This window comes from Streptomyces sp. NBC_00388 (assembly GCF_036061255.1).
GTDB lineage: Bacteria > Actinomycetota > Actinomycetes > Streptomycetales > Streptomycetaceae > Streptomyces.
Window position 1 is genome coordinate 4,666,118 of record NZ_CP107948.1, and the last position, 18,157, is coordinate 4,684,274.

General features: G+C 69.6%; 14 protein-coding genes. 5 read left to right on the plus strand and 9 right to left on the minus strand.

Annotation, left to right across the window (positions count from 1 at the left end; all coding sequences use genetic code 11):
* Window positions 1-13: 13 nt before the first annotated feature.
* Window positions 14-1,510 carry an alpha/beta hydrolase gene (locus tag OG917_RS21040; RefSeq protein WP_328319140.1) on the minus strand — a complete coding sequence of 499 codons (1,497 nt, stop codon included), beginning with the start codon at window positions 1,508-1,510 and terminating at the stop codon, window positions 14-16.
* Between the two features lie 535 nt (window positions 1,511-2,045).
* Here OG917_RS21040 and OG917_RS21045 point away from each other — a divergent pair.
* Window positions 2,046-2,411 carry a hypothetical protein gene (locus OG917_RS21045; RefSeq protein ID WP_328319141.1) on the plus strand — a complete coding sequence of 122 codons (366 nt, stop codon included), beginning with the start codon at window positions 2,046-2,048 and terminating at the stop codon, window positions 2,409-2,411.
* Between the two features lie 125 nt (window positions 2,412-2,536).
* Here the strand turns inward: OG917_RS21045 and OG917_RS21050 are convergent, their stop codons facing one another.
* On the minus strand, window positions 2,537-3,736 hold the full coding sequence (locus OG917_RS21050; RefSeq protein WP_328319142.1) for a THUMP-like domain-containing protein: 1,200 nt from the start codon (window positions 3,734-3,736) through the stop codon (window positions 2,537-2,539).
* 468 nt (window positions 3,737-4,204) lie between these two features.
* Between OG917_RS21050 and groES the strand changes: the two genes are divergently transcribed.
* Both groES and groL read left to right on the plus strand, forming a co-directional pair.
* The gene (gene groES / locus OG917_RS21055) at window positions 4,205-4,513 is read left to right on the plus strand and encodes a co-chaperone GroES (protein ID WP_164262571.1); all 309 of its coding nucleotides are present in this window, start codon (window positions 4,205-4,207) and stop codon (window positions 4,511-4,513) included.
* A gap of 112 nt (window positions 4,514-4,625) precedes the next feature.
* The gene (groL, locus tag OG917_RS21060) at window positions 4,626-6,248 is read left to right on the plus strand and encodes a chaperonin GroEL (RefSeq protein WP_328319143.1); all 1,623 of its coding nucleotides are present in this window, start codon (window positions 4,626-4,628) and stop codon (window positions 6,246-6,248) included.
* Window positions 6,249-6,442: 194 nt separating this feature from the next.
* On the opposite strand, the gene OG917_RS21065 is transcribed toward groL, so the two are convergent.
* From OG917_RS21065 to OG917_RS21085, 5 genes are all read right to left on the minus strand, one after another.
* Window positions 6,443-7,471 (minus strand): hydroxyacid dehydrogenase, encoded by a 1,029-nt coding sequence (locus OG917_RS21065; protein WP_328319144.1) that lies wholly within the window; start codon window positions 7,469-7,471, stop codon window positions 6,443-6,445.
* 158 nt (window positions 7,472-7,629) lie between these two features.
* Window positions 7,630-8,487, minus strand: coding sequence for a carbohydrate ABC transporter permease (locus OG917_RS21070; protein WP_328319145.1), 858 nt, complete (start codon window positions 8,485-8,487; stop codon window positions 7,630-7,632).
* Window positions 8,484-9,371, minus strand: coding sequence for a carbohydrate ABC transporter permease (locus OG917_RS21075; protein WP_328319146.1), 888 nt, complete (start codon window positions 9,369-9,371; stop codon window positions 8,484-8,486). Before OG917_RS21075 ends, OG917_RS21070 begins: the two co-directional genes overlap by 4 nt.
* A gap of 6 nt (window positions 9,372-9,377) precedes the next feature.
* On the minus strand, window positions 9,378-10,697 hold the full coding sequence (locus OG917_RS21080; RefSeq protein ID WP_328319147.1) for an ABC transporter substrate-binding protein: 1,320 nt from the start codon (window positions 10,695-10,697) through the stop codon (window positions 9,378-9,380).
* Window positions 10,698-10,927: 230 nt separating this feature from the next.
* The gene (locus OG917_RS21085) at window positions 10,928-12,049 is read right to left on the minus strand and encodes a substrate-binding domain-containing protein (RefSeq protein WP_328319148.1); all 1,122 of its coding nucleotides are present in this window, start codon (window positions 12,047-12,049) and stop codon (window positions 10,928-10,930) included.
* A 478-nt stretch (window positions 12,050-12,527) separates the two neighbouring features.
* Between OG917_RS21085 and OG917_RS21090 the strand changes: the two genes are divergently transcribed.
* The gene (locus tag OG917_RS21090) at window positions 12,528-14,570 is read left to right on the plus strand and encodes a DUF2264 domain-containing protein (protein WP_328319149.1); all 2,043 of its coding nucleotides are present in this window, start codon (window positions 12,528-12,530) and stop codon (window positions 14,568-14,570) included.
* On the plus strand, window positions 14,570-16,258 hold the full coding sequence (locus tag OG917_RS21095) for a right-handed parallel beta-helix repeat-containing protein (RefSeq protein WP_328319150.1): 1,689 nt from the start codon (window positions 14,570-14,572) through the stop codon (window positions 16,256-16,258). Before OG917_RS21090 ends, OG917_RS21095 begins: the two co-directional genes overlap by 1 nt.
* A gap of 282 nt (window positions 16,259-16,540) precedes the next feature.
* Here the strand turns inward: OG917_RS21095 and OG917_RS21100 are convergent, their stop codons facing one another.
* On the minus strand, window positions 16,541-17,314 hold the full coding sequence (locus OG917_RS21100) for an SDR family NAD(P)-dependent oxidoreductase (RefSeq protein WP_328319151.1): 774 nt from the start codon (window positions 17,312-17,314) through the stop codon (window positions 16,541-16,543).
* A 168-nt stretch (window positions 17,315-17,482) separates the two neighbouring features.
* Entirely contained in the window at window positions 17,483-18,157 is a 675-nt protein-coding gene (locus OG917_RS21105; RefSeq protein WP_328319152.1) for an MOSC domain-containing protein, read from the minus strand.

An 18,157-nucleotide genomic window follows, 5' to 3' on the forward strand; every position in this document is an offset into this window, starting at 1 on the left:
GAGCCGGCCGCCCTCAGGAACAGCTGGTCCCGTAAGCCGGGACCTTCCCGTCCAGCAGATACGCGTTCGCCGTGCCGTCGATGCACGCGCTCCCGTTCCCGTACGAACAGTGCCCCTCACCGCCCTTCCAGGTGACCAGCACCCCCACACCCTTACCGAGTCGCCTTGCCATCGCCTTCGCCCCGCCGTACGGGGTGGCGGGGTCGCCCGTGTTGCCGATGACCAGGATGGGCGGGGCCCCCTTCGCGCTGACCTCCATGTGCTTCATGGCTCCCTTGACGGGCCAGTACGTGCACTGGTTCAGCGCCCACGCGAACTGCGGGCCGAACAGCGGCGACGCCTTGCGGTAGGCGGGCAGCCGCTGCTCGATCCCGGCCCGCTGCACCGGGACACCGAAGTCGGCACAACTGGTCGCCGCGAAGACGTTGTTGCTGTTCGAGTAGTGCCCTGCGGCGTCGCGGCCCATCATGCTGTCGGCCATCGCCAGGAGCGCCGCGGGGTTGTGGGCGCGCAGGTAGGCGGCGACCGCACTCGCCATCCGTGTCCAGCCACCGTCCGGCGAGTACAGCGCACCCTCGATCGCTGTCAGCGCGAGCGAGTCAGTGAGCGTGCGGCCCTTCGCCGCGGCTGCGGGGTGCTTCTCCAGACCGGCCACAAGATCGATGAGTACCTTCTCGACGCCCTCGGGCGTGGAACGGTGCAGTGGACAGAGGTACGTGGCAGCCACGCACGACTTCGCGAAGTGGTCCAGGGCCAGCTGAAAGCCCTTCAGCTGGTAGAGAGCGCCCTGCTCGAAGCCCTTGTCGGGGTGCATCACGCCGTCGAGCACCGTACGGCCGACTCGCTTCGGGAAGAGGTGGGCGTAGGTCGCGCCCAGCTCCGTGCCGTACGAGAAGCCGTAGTAGTTCAGTCTCTTGTCCCCCACCGCCAGGCGAATACGGTCCAGGTCCCTGGCCACGTTGGTGGTCGTCAGGTAGGGCAGGAGGGAGCCGGACTTCTTGGTGCACTGCGCCGCGAAGTTCCGGGTCGCGTCCATCCACCGGCGGACCTCGGCCGGGGTGTCGGGGGTGGAGTCGACGGCGTTGAGCGCGTCGGTCTCCGGGTCGGTGAGGCAGTTGACCGGTGCGCTGTTACCGACTCCGCGCGGATCGAAGCTCACCAGGTCATAGCGGGTGTTGAGCTTCGCGAACGTGGGGGTGAAGGCAGGCAGTGTGTCGACGCCCGAGCCGCCGGGGCCACCGAAGTTGTAGACCAGCGAACCGATGCGCTTCCCGGGCCCGGTGGCACGGTGCCGGATCAGCGCCAGCGGGATCGTCTTCCCTCCGGGCTTGGCGTAGTCGAGAGGGACGTGCAGGGTGGCGCAGGTCCACCCGGTGCCGGGAGCCTTGCCGCCGCCCTGTGCCAGGGAAGGCGCGGGACAGGCAGTCCAGGCCGGTCGGTCCTGACCCGTGGGCGCCGCGGGAGCGTCGGCACCTGCTGACGGTGTGACAGCAGGGGGTGGCGGCGTCACGGCGAAAGCCGGCCCGCCGAGCAGCAGGGAAGTGGCGACAGCACAACCGACGGCCCGGCCTGCGGTTTTACGGGACACGGAGGCCGGGGCCGGGGCGGCCTTGCGGAGCAACCCGCCCATGCCTGTACGGGGCGACTCACCCGGCGGCATGCGGTGCGGAGCGGGACGGGGCGAGGGGGGCGTGAGGGGCGACAAACGCGCCGACGGGCGCGACGGCTTACGAGGCGTCATGTTGATCATCCTCTGACGGCCCGTCGGATCCCGCCTCGCGCACGGTCCGTACGGGGGACAGGGCGGCGCTCGGCCCATCCGTCCATCCGGCATTCGGCGCAGTGTGCTTCAGTCCAGCGGCCCGGCGGGACGGGCCCTCACCGGGCACCCCACCCTGAGGCCACGCCCGGATTGCCGTCCGGCGCTACGGTTCCCGCAGCCCGCAGCCCGCAGCCCGCAGCCCGCAGCCCGCAGCCCGCAGCCCGCAGCCCGCGGACGTACGCTTGGAGCCGGAACACATGGGCCATGGGGGAAGGGGTCGCAAGTGGACTGGTTCTGGTGGGTATTCATCTTCTTCATGGTCGGCGGTTTCGGCTGGATAGCAGATACCGGCCGCACGGCGCTCCGTACGCGCCATGAGCGCAGAATGGAACGGCTGGAGACGGCCGAACGTGAGCGCAGGCAGATCGAGGCGGCACACAAGCCGCCCGAGCCGGTCTGCGGCTGCACGCATCACCTTGCCAAGCACGACCGGAAGGGCAAGTGCCACGAGACCGTCGAGGTGCCGACGGCCTGGGACGAGAACAAGAAGCCGCTCAGCTTCGAGCCCGGGGTCTGCAACTGCCAGCAGTACGTGGGGCCACAGCCGCTGTCCCAGGTGTACGCCGACGAGTTGACCGACCTGGCCTGAGCTGTTGGAGGGCGACGCCGAGATCTGAGAGGCGAGAGGCGAGAGGCGAGATCTGAGAGGCGAGAAGCGAGAGGCGAGATCTGAGAGGCGAGAAGCGAGCTCGGGAGAGAGGGGAGCCCGGCCCGTCAGGTGCTCGCGGGCTGTCCGATCAGCATCGCGGGGGCGCCTGCGACCCGGGTGAGGATGACGGTCGCCGCGTTCGGCCCCTGTGGCTTCACCCTGCGCCGCACCTCCTCCGGTTCGACTGCCGAGCCGCGCTTCTTGACCGTGAGGTTCCCTACTTCCCGCTCGCGCAACAGGGCCTTCAGCTTCTTCAGACCGAAGGGCAGCTCGTCCGTGATCTCGTAGGCGATCGCATACGGCGTGGGCCGCAGGTCGTCCGCCGTGATGTAGGCGATGGTCTCGTCGATCAGGCCGCCGCCGAGTTCACCGGCGACCTCGGCGACGAGATGGGCGCGGATGACGGCGCCGTCCGGTTCGTACAGGTACCGGCCGAGTGGGCGCACTGCGGGGTCGGGAAGGCCGCGGCCCGTGAGGGTGGCTCCCGAGGGGAGCAGCGTGGCGCGGCGCAGTCCTGGTTCCGTGCCGAACCAGAGCACCGCCTCCTTGACGTCGCCGCTGTCGGAGATCCACTCGGCCTCGGCCCCGCCCGCGATCATCTCGTGCGGGATGCCCGGCGCGATCTTGATGGCTCCGGGTGCCCCGGCCGGCGACCCCGGGGCCGGGCGGCCGGCCACCGCGCCGGTGGCCCAGGACAGCGGCGGCGAGTAGGCCTCGGGGTTGAAGATCCGGCCGCGCCCGCCACGCCGTGCCGGGTCGGCGAAGACCGCGTCGTACGGCCCGGTGTCGACGTCTGTCACATCCGCGCACCGCACCTCGATCAGGCTGCCCAGCCCGAGTGCGTCGGCGTTGGCCCGTACGACTTCGGCTGTCAGCGGATCGCGGTCGACAGCCAGTACGGAGATCCCGGCGCGTGCCAGCGCCAGCGCGTCACCGCCGATGCCGCAGCACAGGTCGGCGACGCTGCGCACGCCCAGCGCGGAGAAGCGCCGGGCGCGGTACTCGGCGACGGACTTACGCGTCGACTGCTCCACGCCGTTGGGGGTGAAGAACATCCGGTACGCGTCCTCGGCGCCGAATTTCGGCACGGCGCGCTGCCGCAGCCGGGCCTGGGCGAGTGCGGCGGAGACGAGCTCGGTGGGGTGCGTCCGGCGCAACCGGGTGGCGACCGCCAGCTCCTGTGCCGGGTCGTACTCCCGCAGGGATCGGAGCAGGGCGAGGCCCTCATCGGTGAACAGCGCGGTGAAGGCGTCGAGGTCGGTCACCCGTCCATTGTGGGTGATCGCCGGATCCGTCCGCCGTGGGCGGGTGGCCACCGATCTGTCACCGATGCGTGCCCTGCGATGCGTGCCCTGCGACGCGTGCCCTGCGATGCGTGCCCTGAGGGGAGGAGGCGGTCGCCGATCCGTTCACCGCGGGGCGGGGCAGCAGCAGGCCCACTGGGATGTGAGCACGGCGCGCAGGGCGAGCGGGACCACTCACGGACGCCGGAGGGGCGGCGGCGGGGCTGCCCGCGGCATCGGAAGGAGACCCGGGGGCGAGCGACATGGCCGTGGCACATTGGCACTCCGCTTGACCGAGTGCTAACTGCCGTCCTAGTCTCAGTTCTGGCACTCCCCACGGGAGAGTGCCAAATATGGCGACGGGCCGGTCCGGCACCCGCGACGACGGATCCATCCGGTCGCCACTCAGACAGTTCACCCCGTGAGATCTCCGAAGGGGGAGACCGGATCGTGTCGACAACCAGCTCCAAGGTTGCCATTAAGCCGCTCGAGGACCGCATTGTGGTCCAGCCGCTCGACGCCGAGCAGACCACGGCCTCCGGCCTGGTCATTCCGGACACCGCCAAGGAGAAGCCCCAGGAGGGCGTCGTCCTGGCCGTGGGCCCGGGCCGCTTCGAGAACGGCGAGCGTCTTCCGCTTGACGTCAAGGCCGGCGATGTCGTGCTGTACAGCAAGTACGGCGGCACCGAGGTGAAGTACAACGGCGAGGAGTACCTCGTCCTCTCGGCTCGCGACGTTCTCGCGATCGTCGAGAAGTAATTCACCGACGTATTTCTTGATCTGTGCCCCTGGCCCCGCATCTGCTGTGTTCGCACACCGAGTGGCGGGCGCCGGGGGCGCAGTTCGTTTTTGAGAGGACTGAATCAGCTCCATGGCGAAGATCCTGAAGTTCGACGAGGACGCCCGTCGCGCCCTTGAGCGCGGCGTCAACAAGCTTGCCGACACGGTCAAGGTGACGATCGGCCCCAAGGGCCGCAACGTCGTCATCGACAAGAAGTTCGGTGCCCCCACCATCACCAACGACGGTGTCACGATCGCCCGTGAGGTCGAGCTCGACGACCCGTACGAGAACCTCGGCGCGCAGCTGGTGAAGGAGGTGGCGACCAAGACCAACGACATCGCGGGTGACGGCACCACCACCGCCACTGTGCTGGCCCAGGCGCTGGTCCGCGAGGGCCTGCGCAACGTTGCCGCCGGCGCTTCCCCCGCCTCCCTGAAGAAGGGCATCGACGCCGCGGTCAAGGCTGTGTCCGAGGAGCTCCTCGCGACCGCCCGCCCGATCGATGACAAGTCGGACATCGCTGCTGTCGCCGGTCTCTCCGCGCAGGACAAGCAGGTCGGCGAGCTCATCGCCGAGGCCATGGACAAGGTCGGCAAGGACGGTGTCATCACCGTCGAGGAGTCCAACACCTTCGGCCTCGACCTGGACTTCACCGAGGGCATGGCCTTCGACAAGGGTTACCTCTCGCCGTACATGGTGACCGACCAGGAGCGTATGGAGGCCGTCCTCGACGACCCGTACATCCTGATCCACCAGGGCAAGATCGGTTCGATCCAGGACCTGCTGCCGCTGCTTGAGAAGGTCATCCAGGCGGGTGGCTCCAAGCCGCTGCTGATCATCGCCGAGGACGTCGAGGGCGAGGCCCTGTCGACCCTGGTCGTGAACAAGATCCGCGGCACCTTCAACGCGGTCGCGGTCAAGGCCCCCGGCTTCGGCGACCGCCGCAAGGCGATGCTCGGCGACATGGCCACCCTCACCGGTGCCACGGTCATCGCCGAGGAGGTCGGCCTCAAGCTCGACCAGGCCGGTCTCGACGTGCTGGGCACCGCCCGCCGCGTGACCATCTCCAAGGACGACACCGTCATCGTCGACGGCGGTGGCAAGTCCGACGAGGTCCAGGGCCGCGTCAACCAGATCAAGGCCGAGATCGAGTCCACGGACTCCGACTGGGACCGCGAGAAGCTCCAGGAGCGCCTTGCGAAGCTGGCCGGCGGCGTGTGCGTGATCCGCGTCGGCGCTGCCACCGAGGTGGAGCTCAAGGAGAAGAAGCACCGTCTGGAGGACGCCATCTCCGCGACCCGCGCCGCGGTCGAGGAGGGCATCGTCTCCGGTGGTGGCTCCGCTCTGGTGCACGCCGTCAAGGTGCTTGAGGGCAACCTCGGCAAGACCGGCGACGAGGCGACCGGTGTCGCCGTCGTCCGCCGCGCCGCCGTCGAGCCGCTGCGCTGGATCGCCGAGAACGCCGGCCTTGAGGGTTACGTCATCACCTCGAAGGTCGCCGAGCTCGACAAGGGCAACGGCTTCAACGCCGCGACCGGCGAGTACGGCGACCTGGTGAAGGCCGGCGTCATCGACCCGGTCAAGGTCACCCGCTCCGCGCTGGAGAACGCCGCGTCCATCGCTTCGCTGCTGCTCACGACCGAGACCCTGGTCGTCGAGAAGCCGGCGGAGGAGGAGCCCGAGGCGGGCCACGGCCACGGCCACTCGCACTGAGGCTGACACCACGCACGTCTGAGGCCCGGTACCCCTTCACTTCGAAGGGGTACCGGGCCTCGGTGGTTCCGGAACGTCCGCGGCAGCCGCTCCCGTCGGGCCGTTCCCGTTAGGCCGCTCCTGTCCAAGCCGCTCCCATCGAGCCGAATGCGTCAGGCCGAATGCGTCGGGCCGAGTGCGTCAGGCCGAATGCGTCAGGCCGAGTGCGTCAGGTCCGACGGGAACACTGGGTCCGCGAACGGCTGCCCCGACACGTAGCGTTCGAGTTCGTCCAGGGCCTGGTCCGCCATCCGGTGCAGCTCGCCGCCCAGTGACCCGGCGATATGAGGCGTCAGCAGAACGTTCGGCAGGTCGTAGAGGGGCGAATCCGCACCCGGGGTCTCGGGATCCGTGACATCGAGCACGGCGTGCAGCCGCCCGCCGGACAGTTCCGGAACGAGCGCGTGCTCGTCGATCAGCGAGCCGCGGGCCGTGTTGATCAGCGTTGCTCCGTCCTGCATCGCAGCCAGTTGACGGGCGCCGATCATGTGCCGGGTGGCAGGAAGCTGCGGGGCATGGACGGTGACGATGTCGCTGCGGGTGCACAGTTCGTCCAGCGACACCGGCTCCACGCCGAGCGTGGCGGCCTCGGCGGCGTCGACGTACGGGTCGTAGAGCAGTACCCGCAGATCGAAGGGGCGCAGCAGTTCGATCACCCGGCGGCCGATCCGGGAGGCGCCGATGACGCCGACCGTGCGGCGGTAGTTGCCCGCGCCGTCCAGCTCGTCGCGCCAGTCGTGTTCGCCGCGCATCGCGCGGTACCGCTGGGCGGACTGCAGGACGCGTTTGTTGGCGAGCAGGATCGCGGCGAGGGTGTACTCGGCCACGGGCAGCGCGTTGGCCGCCGCTGCCGAGGCGACGGTGATGCCGCGCTCCCAGCACGCTTCGGTGATGTGGTGCTTGACCGAACCGGCCGCGTGGACGACGGCGCGCAGCCGGGGTGCGGATGCCAGGATCCGGGGGGTGAGCGGGGTGGCACCCCAGCAGGTGAAGAGGACTTCGGCCTCGGCGAGAGCCGCGGCCGCCTCGGCCGTGGGTCTCGTCAGGTCGTGGGCGACCAGCCGGCTGTCCGTACGCGCGAGAGTGGCGAGCCGTACGTGGTGGCGCTCGGCGAAAAGGCGCTCCATGATGCCCGGGGCCATCGCCAGCAGGACGCCCGGCCGATTGTCAGTGGCGTGGTGCATGGTGGTCCCAGTGCTCCTTTTCGGTTGCTCCGGGCGTGGCCCGGTCTGTGTCGGGCCCGGCTGGCTGGGCGGCTCGGACCGGTCCTGCCCCGGCCGGGGCAGGGCTGGTGGGGCGGCCCCGGCCGGGCCCGGGGTGTCCGGTGGCCGTTCGGCGGTGGTCATTTGACGCTTCCGGCGGTCAGACCGGCCTTCCAGTGCCGCTGGAGGGAGACGAAGGCGACGATCAGGGGGATGACCGCGAGGAGGGAGCCGGTGACCACGAGGGGGTAAAAGCTCGGCTCGCCATGAGTGTTGGTGTTCCACGAGTACAGGCCGAGGCTCAAGGGGAAGAGATCGCGGTCCGAGAGCATGACCAGGGGGAGGAAGAAGTTGTTCCAGATCGCTGTGAACTGGAAGAGGAAGATCGTCACGAACCCCGGCATCATCATGGGCATACCGATGGACCAGAAGGTCCGCAGTTCGCCGGCCCCGTCGATACGAGCTGCCTCCAGGGCCTCGTTCGGGATGTAGCCGGCGCTGAAGACCCGGGCCAGATAGACGCCGAAGGGGTTGACCAGGACCGGGATCAGCACCGACCAGTAGGTGTTGACGATGCCGATCTTGCTGGCCAGCAGGTACATCGGCAGGGCGAGCGCGGTGGTGGGTACCAGGACGCCGAGCAGGACGAGCCCGAAGAGCTGCTCCTTGCCCCGGAATTCGTACTTGTCGAAGGCGTATCCGGCCGCGACGCAGATCAGTGAGCACAGGACGGCGCCCACTCCCGCGTACAGAAGGCTGTTCCCGTACCAGCGGAAGTAGACGCCGCCGCCGTAGGAGGCCAGGTCGGAGAGGTTCTGGCCGAGGTCGAAGCCCTGGAAGGAGAAGGCGTTGCCGGAGAGCAGCCCGCCTGTGTCCTTCGTGGAGGCGGTGACCAGCCAGATGAGCGGGAAGAGCATGTAGACGACGGCGAGGACCAGTGCGCCGTTGACCGCGGTCTTCGAGAGCCAGCGGTTCCTCGGTGCGGGGCGGGGGCTCATGCGTTCTTCCCCTTGCGGCCGGTGAAGCGGGTGACGAGGAACGACAGCAGCGCGGCGGTGAGAGCCAGGAGCACGGATGCGGACGCCGCGAGCCCGTAGTCGTTGCGGGAGAAGGCAGCGGTGTACGCGTACATGTTCGGTGTCCAGGTGGAGGAGACGGCGGACCCCGAGCCGCTGTTGAGGATCAGCGGCTCGGTGAACAGCTGGAGCGAGCCGATGATGGTGAACAGGGCGACCATCACCACGGAGGCCCGGATCAGGGGGAGTTTGATGCTGACGGCGGTGCGCCAGCCTCCGGCGCCGTCCACCGTGGCCGCTTCGAGAACCGAGCGGTCGATTGCCTGCAGGGCGGCGTAGAAGATCACCATGTTGTAGCCGAGCCACTCCCACAGCGCGATGTTGACGATGGAGGGGAGAGCGCCCGAGGAGGAGAAGAAGTTGAAGCCGATACCGCCCGAGTGCATCGCAGAGACGACCGGGCTCAGGCCGGGTGTGTAGAGGTAGACCCAGATCAGCGCCGCGATGATGCCGGGAACGGCGTGCGGCAGGAAGAGCGCCAGTTGGAAGAAGCGCTTGGCCCTGGCCAGCGCGGAGTCCAGCAGCAGCGCGAGTGCGAGGGCTCCGCAGACCATCAGGGGGATGTAGATGACGCAGTATCCGAGGAGTACGCCGAAGCCGTCGCGGAAGGCCCGGTCACCCAGCGCCGCCGCGTAGTTGTCGAGACCCGAGAAGACGGACTCGGAGCCGCCGAACCCCAGCCCCGACTGCTTCTCGGTGAAGAGGCTGAGCCAGACCGCGTATCCGATCGGCACCAGCATCACAGCGGTGAACAGGACGTAGAAGGGGGTCAGCAGAATCGCGGCGGCGCGGGTGCGGGCCTTCATGTCGGTCTAGCCCTCGACCTTCAGTCCGCGCTTCTTCAGTTCCTGGACGGTCGCGTCATGGCCGGCCTTGACCGCCCCGGTGATCGTGGTGTCACCGCTGGCGACCTTGCCGAACTGGTCCTTGATGGCGGTGTTCGTCGTGCCGGTCGCCGGGCCCCAGGTCCAGCCGGGCTTGATCGAGGCAGCTGCGGTACCGAACAGCTGGTAGATGTCCTGACCGCCGTAGTAGGAGGCGTCGAAGGCCTTCTTGGCTGCGGGCAACAGTCCGGTCGCCGCCGGGTAGGCGCTCGAAGTGCCCGAGGCGATGCGGGCCTTGATGCCGTCCTGTGTGGTCGACATCCACTTGGCGAACTCGACTGCCGCGTCGGCGTGCTTGCTGTCCTTGGTCACGGCCCAGGTGGAGCCGCCGAGCATGCCGCTCGCGGCCTTGCCGTCCCAGGTCGGCATGGGGGCGATGGCCCACTTGCCGGTCTGCTCGGGCAGCGTGGACTTCAGGACCCCGGCGCCCCAGGCGGCGCCGACGTAGCCGATGGTGCCGCCGTTCTTCAGGGAGTTGGTCCACTCCGGGCTGAAGGAGGCCTGCGAGCGGATCAGATCGTCCTTGATCAGACCCTGCCAGTAGTCGGCGACCTTGTTGGTGGCGGCGTCCGTGGTGTTGACCTTCCACGTGTCACCGTCAGCCTTGAACCACTGGGCACCGGCCTGCCAGGTCATCGCCTCGAAGGTCGTCGGGTCGTCCGGGAAGAAGGTCCCGATCCGTGCCTTCTTGTCGGCCTTCTTGACCTTCTCCGCGGCCTTGCGGAAGTCGTCCCAGGTCTTGGGGACCGCGACGCCGTACTTGCTGAACAGGTCCTTGCGGTAGTAGAAGGCCTGGGGCGACGCGTCGAAGGGGACCGCCCAGTTCTTGCCGCCCAGGGTGGTCTGCTCGACGGCCTGCGGAAGGAACTTCTTCTTCACGTCGTCGGTCATGTACTTGCTGATGTCCTGGAGCGCGCCCTGGCTGACGTACTCCGGCAGCTGGGGGTACTCGATGGAGACCAGGTCGGGGGCGTTGCCCGCCTTGACCGCGTTGGAGATCTTGGCGTAGCCGCCGGCGTTGCCGGACGGGATCTCCTCGTACTTCACGTGGATGTTCTTGTGCGAGGCGTTGAACGCGTCCACGGTCTCCTTGGATCCCTTGGCCCAGCCCCAGAACGTGATGGTCACGGGCTTGCCGTCGGTGCCCTTCGCGGAGTCGTCGCCGCTGCTGCCGCAGGCCGTGAGGACGGCCAGGGCAGTGGCGGCGCCGGCTATGGAAAGGGTCGTTCTGCTCCAACTGCGGCTCACAGCGAGACTCCTGAGCTAGCGGCGACATTGACGTTGGCCGTGATCCTTGGCCTCACAATGACCGAAGTCAAGAGCGAAAGATTGAATGATCGAAAAAAGATCAGAGCGTTATCGAAAAGCCGGAGAGGCCGGGAGGCCGTGGTGCCCCATCGGCGCAGGGTGCGCCCGCGCCGCAGCCCCCTTCCCGGCGTCCTGCCATGCCCGGCCCCCGGGCTGCCCCCGGACGGGGCCTACCGGACCGCTTCGGCCCCGCAGGAAACCCGTACGTGCAGCCTGGGAAGCAGCGCCAGATGCTGTCCCGGCTCCTGCTCCTGCTGCTCCGCCGTCCGGCTGCGCGGCCCCGCGGTGAGCCGCTCGACCAGCATCCGGGTCCCGTACAGCCCGACCTGGCGTTTCGGCGGAGCCACCGCGGTGAGCGGGGTGTCCGCCAGGGCGGCCACCTCGTCGTCGTAGGCGACCAGAGCCAGATCCTGCGGTACGCGTACACCCAGCTCGGCCAGGCGCTGCACCAGATGGATGGCGTCCACGTCGTTGTGGACCAGGGCCGCCGTCACGCCCCCCGTGGTCACGGCGGCCTGCACGGCCCGTACGGCCTCCTCGAAATGGACGCGGTCCAGCTCGGCCGGCACCGAATCGATCACGGGGCGTGGCTGCTCCAGCCCCAGCGCGCCCAGCGCCTCGTCGTAACCGGCTCGTACCGCGAGTGCGGTGGGGCTGTCGGCGCGCGCCACCAGCAAGGGCACGCCGTGGCCGAGACGGATCAGATGCCGCAGGGCGAGCAGCACCCCGTGCCGGTGATCGGAGCAGACCCGGTCCATGTCGTCGAGCGGGCTGCCGGGTGCCGGCTGCCGCTCCAGGAGTACGGCGGGTACCGGCAGCTCCGACATCCAGTCGCCGTAAGCGGCCTGGTCGCCGGCGGCCTGCCAGCCCGGCGCGATCAGCAGTCCGTCGGCGCCTGCCGCCAGCAGGCCTTCCGCGCGGGCCTTGTCCTCCTCGGGGCGGTAGTCGGAGATCCGCAGGATGAGCCGGGCGCCGGCCTGCGCTGCCGCTTCGTGTGCCCCCCTGATCACTTCGGCGAAGTAGTAGGTCGCGGAAGGGGCCAGCAGCCCGAGCACGGGACCGCCGCCGCCGGGGGCCGGCAGCGCTCCGCCTGCGGCAGCCGCGGACCGGGGCCAGGAGACCGAGCCGTGCACCCGGTCGAGCAGTCCGCGCTCCGCGAGCGTCTCGACGTCCCGGCGGACCGTGACGGGGGAGACGCCGAGCCGTGCCGCGAGCTCGGAGACCCGGGCCGATCCCTGCTCACGTACGAGTTCGAGCAGTCGGTCATGGCGTTCGTCGGCACTCTCGCGCACGGCGGCGGTCCCCCTCGCGGTGTGGTGGGTGGGTATGCGTGCTTGCCGGACTGAACGGCCGGCCTGCTGTGCGGTTGTCTCCCGCTCGGGTGCCGGTGGCCCGGCGGCGGGCGGTGCGGGTCGTCGGATCCGTGGCTCGGCTCCATGGCTGTCGACTGTGACGAGGGGCTACGGGGCGGCTCAGGGGCGGGCCCGGACGTCACGGCCAGACTTTAGTGCACATTGATCGAACGATGGGAGTTTCGATCATTCGTCACTCGTGCATTGACGTTCGATCATCCGCGGGTTGAAGATTCCGGGCGACGCCGAAGTCCGCCTTCCAGGGAGCATCATGCCGAGCCCGAACCCGCCGAGCCCGTCCAGCCCGTCTGGCCGGCCCAGCCCGTCGGATCGGCCCGGCCCGCCCCAGCGCCCCGGCCGGCCGTACCGGCCCAGCCCGGATCACCTCAGCCCGGATCACCTCAGCCCGTACACCGGCATGACCCGCGACGACTGGGAAGCGGCAGCCGATGACCTGCTGCTGGCTGTGCGGCCCTATGCCTCGCCCCGTCATGGTCTGATCAATCTCCCCGGCCGGCGGCCCAGTTGGTCGGGCCGACGCTCCGACGGCCTCGAAGGCTACGCCCGCAGCTGGCTTCTTGCCGCCTTCCGGGTGGCGGGCGCGAAGGGTCTCGATCCGCACGGCTTCCTGCCGCGTTACGCCGAAGGCCTCGCGGCGGGCACGGTGCCGGCCCTGGAGCGGGCGGGCACCGAGGACCCGGACCGCTGGCCCAGCACGGCCGACGTCCCACAGGCCGTCGTCGAGTCCGCGTCCGTCGCGCTCGGTCTGCGTCTCACCAGGCCGTGGCTGTGGGACGCCCTCGATGACCGGACGCAGCAGCAGGCCGTCGACTGGTTGCTGCCCGCGCTCCGACCCTCGCCCGTGAACAACAACTGGTGGCTCTTCGGCCTCACCGTCGCAGGCTTCCTGCAGGACGCCGGGATCGAGACGGACCGGGCGCGACAGACGATCGACCGTGCGCTGTCGCGCATCGAGGACTGGTGGCTCGGCGATGGCTGGTACAGCGACGGCCCCAACCGTTCGTTCGACCACTACAACGCCTGGGCGATGCACTTCTACCCGGTCCTCCACGCCCACCTCGGCGGGGACGGGGAACTGCTGGCCCGGTACGGGCCCCGGCTGGCCGCCCACCTCGACGCGTACACGCGGATGTTCGGCGCGGACGGCGCCCCCATGCCGTACGGCCGCTCGCTCACCTACCGTTTTGCGGCCGCAGCCGCTCCCTGGCTCGGCGCCATGACCGGTCACACGCCGCTGTCGCCCGGCGCCACCCGCCGGCTGGCCTCGGGGACCCTGCGGTACTTCATGGAAGGGGACGAAGGCCCGCAGCCTTCCCCGGCCGAAGTGGCCGAGGTGGCCACGGTGGCCGAGGCGGACCGGCAGGACCGTACGGCTCCGGCCGTCCGCACCCGTGCACCGCGCCGTCGCGCGACCGATGAACGCGGACTGCTCACGCTGGGCTGGCACGGCCCGTACGAACCGATCATCCAGCCGTACTCGGGGCCCGCATCGCCCTACTGGGCGTCCAAGGGATTCCTCGGGCTGCTGATGCCCGCCGACCACCCGGTCTGGACGGCGCGGGAGGAGCCACTGCCGGTCGAGACGTCGGACGCCGTGACCGTGCTGGGCCCGCCCGCCCTGCTGATCCAGTCCACCGCGGCTGACGGACTTGTACGTCTGCACAACCACGGCAGCAATCATGTCGGCGAGGGCGACGACCCCGGGTACTCCCGCTACGCGTACTCCACCCGCACCGGATTCACGACCGCCGTCGGAACGCCTCCCGGAGCCACGGCCGATACCACCACACCAGCGCAACCTCCCGCCGCTGCCTCTACCGGTACTGCCGCTGCCGCTGTTCCTGCCCCTTCTTCTGCATCTTCTCCAGCCCCTCTCGACACCCCGTGCGACAACCACTTCGCGCTGGTCGTCGAGGGCGTGTCCACCCCTCGCGGCCCAGCCACCCCGCTGGCCTCCGGACCCGGCTGGGTGGCGTCCGTGAGCGTGCCGGCCCCCGGCGTGCGAATCGTCTCAGCCACTCTGGCCCACGGCCGTGCGGAGCTCCGTGCGCATCTGGTCGTCGGGGCCGGCGTGGGCGCCCGCGTACGCCAGACGGGCTGGGCCGTCGTGTCGACGAGCGCACCCGCCATGGCCCTCCCTCTCACGGGCTCCCGCCTCACCGGCCAGCTCCACCCTGTCCACGGCTACGAAGCAGGTCCATACCGACGCGCGGCGGGACCCACCCTGTTCGGCCCGATTTCGCGGGTCCTCGCGCTCGACGGTGTCACCACCGCGCCCGAGTCGCTCTTCGTCAGCCTCGCCTCGCTCACCGCCGAGCCCGATCCCGCCCCCGCCGCAGCACTGGCGGACATCCATGTCAGCGATCCCCGCACGATCCACGTGACGTGGTGGGACGGCACCACCGCCGTCCTGCGACTCCCGGAACTCCCGGAGGAATGATGAGTCCGCGCCTTGCGCACACCGCTCTGACCGCCGCGTCCCTCACCGCCCTCGCGGTGACGGGACTTGCCTCCCCGGCCCAAGCCGCCGTCGCTGCCCGGACGGTCAGTCCCGCCGGGGCCGCCGCCCCGGCGCATGACACCGCTGCACAACCGGCCACCTCCCAGGCCCCCTTCGCCCAGTCGGCCCACAGCCAGTCGCCCCGCAGCCGATCGGCCCACGCCCGGCCGGCTCCCCATCCCGGAGCCACCTTCCACGTCGACTGCTCGGCCGCAGCCGGCGCGACGGCCGGGAGCGACGGCTCGGCGCGCCATCCCTGGACCACGCTCGACCAGGCCAACGACCACATCTACGGCCCCGGCGACCGTCTCCTCTTCGAACGAGGCACGACGTGCACCGGTTCCCTCGCCCCGAAGGGATCCGGCTCGTCCCGCGCGCCCTTCACCATCGCCGGCTACGGTCCGGCCGGCGACCGGGCCCGGATAGACGGCGGGGGCGCCCATGACGCCGTACTGCTCTCCAACACCCAGTACGTCCACCTGTCCGGACTGGAGATCACCAACGCCGAGAACCCCGGCAGCGAACGCAACGCCGTCCGGCTACGCCTCACCGATTACGGCACCGCCCACGGCTTCGAGATCGACCATCTCTACATCCACGACGTACGTGGCGGCGATGCCAAGACCCTCACCGGTTCCAGCGCCATCCACATCGACGTCGAGGGCACGGCGAAGGCCAGCAGTTACGACGGGCTGGACATTCACCACAACCGCATCGAGAACGTCGACCGCGAGGGCATCTACTTCAAGTCGACGTTCTCCAAGCGCGATCTGGTCGGCAGCCAGCAGGACCCGAACGTCTACCCCGGCGCCTGGACCCCGTCCACCGGTGTCCGCGTCCACGACAACACGCTGAAATCCATCGGCGGTGACGGGATGAAGCTGGACACCACCAGCGGCGCGGTCGTGGAGCGCAACAGGGTCGACGGGTTCCAGTTGCGTTCGCCCTCGGCCAACGCAGGAATCTGGACGTTCAACACCGACGACACCCTGATCCAGCACAACGAGGTCTCCGGCGGGGGCAACAGCCACGACGGCATGTCGTTCGACGCGGACGGGGCCTCCCGCCACACGGTCTTCCAGTACAACTACAGCCACGACAACAAGGGCGGCTTCCTGCTGGTCTGCCCGTACAGCGGAGCGAAGACGGTCGACACCGTCGCCCGGTACAACGTGAGCCGTGACGACGGCACCCGGCTGCTCCAGAACTGCGCGGGCCCCATCATCAACACCCAGATCTACAACAACTCCTTCGCCAACAAGGAGACGATCCCCGGGTATCTGGTCCAGGACGACAACAGCAGCCCTGCCACCACCCAGCACGAGCAGCACATCCGCAACAACATCTTCGTGAGCGGGGGGACCGGCGGCTACGGCTTCTCCAACCCGACGGCGGGCCTCACGTTCGACCACAACGCCTTCTACGGGATCGACATGACCCGCCCCGACCCGGGCGGCATCACGGCGGACCCGCTGCTGGGCGACGACTTCCGCCTGGCGAAGGGCTCACCCGCCATCGGCGCGGGAACAGCCGTCCCCGACAACGGCGGCAGGGACTACTTCGGCAACAAGCTGAAGCCGGGCGCCCCCGACATCGGTGCCTACGCGGGTCCGGGCACCAGGCGCTGACCTGCGCCCCGCTGCCACGGTCACCGGGCAGGTGCCCGGTCAGCTCACAGAGGTACGCCGGAGGAGCAACCAGAAATACGCCGGTGGAGCGGCTCACAGAGGTACACCGGCGGAGCGACTCGCAAGCGCACGCCGGTGGAGCAACTCGCAGAAGCACGCCACAGAAGCACGCGCCAGCGCTGGCTCACAGAGGCACACGTCAGCGCTGGCTCACAGAGGCACACGTCAGCGCTGGTCACCGAGGCACGCCACAGCGCTGATCGCCCGGCAGACCGGATCAGCTCACTGAGGACCGTACTTGCGGCCTGTCTTGGAGGCGACCCCTCCGAGCAGGCCGCGCGGCGCCAGCTTCACCGCGCCCATCAGCGCCTTGTACCGCGGGTCCGGAATCGACAGGGACTTCCCGCGAGCGAGATCGGCGAGTGCCGCCGTCACCAGTTTGTCGGCGTCCAGCCACATCCACCCAGGGATGTTGTCCGTCCCCATGCCCGCCCGCTCATGGAACTCCGTACGCACGAAGCCAGGGCACAGCGCCATCAGCCGCACCCCCGAGCCGCTCAGATCCCGGGCGGCACCCTGGGTGAACTGCACGACCCAGGCCTTCGAAGCGCCGTACGTACCGCGCGGCAGGAAAGCCGCCACTGACGCCACGTTGACGACGCCACCGCGTCCCCGCTCCCGCATCCCCGGCACCGCGGCCGAGGTCAGCCGCAACACCGCCTCGCAGTGCACCTTGAGCATCATCAGTTCGTCGGCCATCGGAACGTCGAGGAACTGGCCCTTGTTCCCGAACCCGGCGTTGTTGACCAGCAGATCGATCGAGTGCCGGGAGTCCGCGAGGCGCTTCTCCACGAGGGCGATGCCGTCCTCGGTGCCGAGATCCGCTGTCAGCACCTCGGCCTCGATACCGTGCCGGTCGTGCAGTTCGGTCGCCTGCTCCTGCAACCGTGCGGTATTGCGTGCCACCAGAACGAGGTTGTGTCCGTCCGTGGCCAGCCGCCGCGCGAAGGCGGCCCCGATTCCCGCTGTCGCGCCCGTGATCAGTGCTGTCGTCATGGGCGGAACGTTAGTGCCCCGCCGCGCCCGGCCGAACACCGCTGAACCCCTGCCGTGCCCCGGCCGCACCGGGCCGAATACGGCCGAACCCCCCGGTGTGCCACGGCGGAACCGGGCCGAATACGGGTGAACCCCCGTTCCGCCTCAGCCGATCCTCCTCGGCGTCCGTCAGCCCGTACTTCCGTGCTTCTCCGTGTAGTCACGTGCCACGCCGAGCAGCCCCGACTCCATCCACTCCGCCGCCACCAGCGTCCGCGGCAGGAGCCGACGCTCGACGGTCACCGCACGGAAGAGCAGCGCCACCGTGATGTCGTGCTCCGGGCGGCGTACGACCTCGACCGCGTCGCCCGCGCGGAAAGCGCCAGGCTCGATCACGCGCAGCAGCGCCCCGGGAGCCCCGGCCAGGGTGAAGCGTCTGACCCACCCCGGCTCGCCCAGGTGCCCCTGGAACGTACGGCAGGGGATGCGGCCGCCGGTGACCTCCAGTACGACGTCGGGGCCGATCCGCCACCGCTCGCCGATGAGTGCGCCGCTCACATCGACACCGCTGGTGGTGAGGTTCTCGGCGAACGAGCCGTCGGCGAGCGGACGGCCGAGCTCCTCCTCCCAGGCGTCGAGGTCCTCGCGCGCGAAGGCGTACACCGCGCGGTCGTCGCCGCCGTGGAAGCGCAGGTCACAGACCGAGTCACCCTCGACCCCGCCGGCGCCCACCCCCTTGGGGCCCGGCGAGAAGACCCGTACGGGCCCGTCGACGGGCCGCTTGTCGACACCGGTCCGCCCGCTTTCGGCGTCCGTGTACGCGGCGGCTCTGGCCCGCCCCACATTCACTGACAGAAGTCTCAT

What these genes read in the sequence shown, in the direction of transcription:
- groL (WP_328319143.1), top strand. Translation starts at nt 4,626, where the DNA reads ATGGCGAAGATCCTGAAGTTCGACGAGGACGCCCGTCGCGCCCTTGAG.
- OG917_RS21065 (WP_328319144.1), bottom strand. Translation starts at nt 7,471, where the DNA reads ATGCACCACGCCACTGACAATCGGCCGGGCGTCCTGCTGGCGATGGCC.
- OG917_RS21070 (WP_328319145.1), bottom strand. Translation starts at nt 8,487, where the DNA reads ATGAGCCCCCGCCCCGCACCGAGGAACCGCTGGCTCTCGAAGACCGCG.
- OG917_RS21075 (WP_328319146.1), bottom strand. Translation starts at nt 9,371, where the DNA reads ATGAAGGCCCGCACCCGCGCCGCCGCGATTCTGCTGACCCCCTTCTAC.
- OG917_RS21090 (WP_328319149.1), top strand. Translation starts at nt 12,528, where the DNA reads ATGACCCGCGACGACTGGGAAGCGGCAGCCGATGACCTGCTGCTGGCT.
- OG917_RS21095 (WP_328319150.1), top strand. Translation starts at nt 14,570, where the DNA reads ATGAGTCCGCGCCTTGCGCACACCGCTCTGACCGCCGCGTCCCTCACC.
- OG917_RS21100 (WP_328319151.1), bottom strand. Translation starts at nt 17,314, where the DNA reads ATGACGACAGCACTGATCACGGGCGCGACAGCGGGAATCGGGGCCGCC.
- OG917_RS21105 (WP_328319152.1), bottom strand. Translation starts at nt 18,157, where the DNA reads ATGAGACTTCTGTCAGTGAATGTGGGGCGGGCCAGAGCCGCCGCGTAC.